Below are 1,531 nucleotides of genomic sequence, written 5' to 3' on the forward strand. Positions count from 1 at the left end.
GTAGAGTGGATGCGTAACATCTTCGTAGGCAAGTCCTCGGCCTATTAGTACCAGTCAACTCGACAACACATTACTGTGCTTCCATTTCTGGCCTATCAACCCAATGGTCTGTTGGGGGCCTTAACCCACATGGGGTGGGATACCTCATCTTGGAACAGGCTTCCCGCTTAGATGCCTTCAGCGGTTATCCCTTCCGAACGTGGCCAACCAGCCATGCCCCTGGCAGGACAACTGGCACACCAGAGGTTCGTCCGTCCCGGTCCTCTCGTACTAGGGACAGCCTTCCTCAAGTATCCTACGCGCGCGGCGGATAGGGACCGAACTGTCTCACGACGTTCTAAACCCAGCTCGCGTGCCGCTTTAATGGGCGAACAGCCCAACCCTTGGGACCTACTCCGGCCCCAGGATGCGACGAGCCGACATCGAGGTGCCAAACCATGCCGTCGATATGGACTCTTGGGCAAGATCAGCCTGTTATCCCCGGGGTACCTTTTATCCGTTGAGCGACACCCCTTCCACCAGGAGGTGCCGGATCACTAGTCCCGACTTTCGTCCCTGCTCGACATGTCTGTCTCACAGTCAAGCTCCCTTGTGCACTTGCACTCAACACCTGATTGCCAACCAGGCTGAGGGAACCTTTGGGCGCCTCCGTTACCCTTTAGGAGGCAACCGCCCCAGTTAAACTACCCATCAGGCACTGTCCCTGAACCAGATCATGGCCCGAGGTTCAGATTCCCAATTCGACCAGAGTGGTATTTCAACAACGACTCCACAACAACTAGCGTTGCCGCTTCACAGTCTCCCACCTATCCTACACAAGCCGAACCGAAAACCAATACCAAACTATAGTAAAGGTCCCGGGGTCTTTCCGTCCTGCCGCGCGTAACGAGCATCTTTACTCGTAGTGCAATTTCGCCGGGCCTGTGGTTGAGACAGCCGGAAAGTCGTTACGCCATTCGTGCAGGTCGGAACTTACCCGACAAGGAATTTCGCTACCTTAGGATGGTTATAGTTACCACCGCCGTTTACTGGCGCTTAAATTCTCAGCTTCGCCATTGCTGGCTAACCGGTCCTCTTAACGTTCCAGCACCGGGCAGGCGTCAGTCCATATACATCGTCTTGCGACTTCGCATGGACCTGTGTTTTTAGTAAACAGTCGCTTTCCGCTGGTCTCTGCGGCCACCCACCCCTAGCCCGAGAAGAGCTTCAGGATGTTTGGCCCCCCTTCTCCCGAAGTTACGGGGGCATTTTGCCGAGTTCCTTAACCACAGTTCACCCGATCGCCTTGGTATTCTCTACCTGACCACCTGTGTTGGTTTGGGGTACGGGCCGTGCATGCACTCACTAGAGGCTTTTCTCGGCAGCATAGGATCACTCTACTTCGCCTCAAACGGCTACACATCACGTCTCAGCCTACATGAGTGGCGGATTTGCCTACCACCCGGCCTACACGCTTATACCAGGACAACCATCGCCTGGCGGAGCTACCTTCCTGCGTCACCCCATCGCTTGACTACTACGAAATCAGGCC

1 rRNA gene (cut by a window edge) is annotated in these 1,531 nt (G+C 55.4%); it reads right to left on the reverse strand.

From position 1 onward, the window contains the following. Positions 1–24: 24 nt before the first annotated feature. Positions 25–1,531: ribosomal RNA gene (locus AB0G28_RS49260) — 23S ribosomal RNA — on the reverse strand (it continues 1,347 nt past the right edge of the window).

It is taken from the genome of Amycolatopsis sp. NPDC021455, assembly GCF_040640995.1.
Classification (GTDB): Bacteria; Actinomycetota; Actinomycetes; order Mycobacteriales; family Pseudonocardiaceae; genus Amycolatopsis.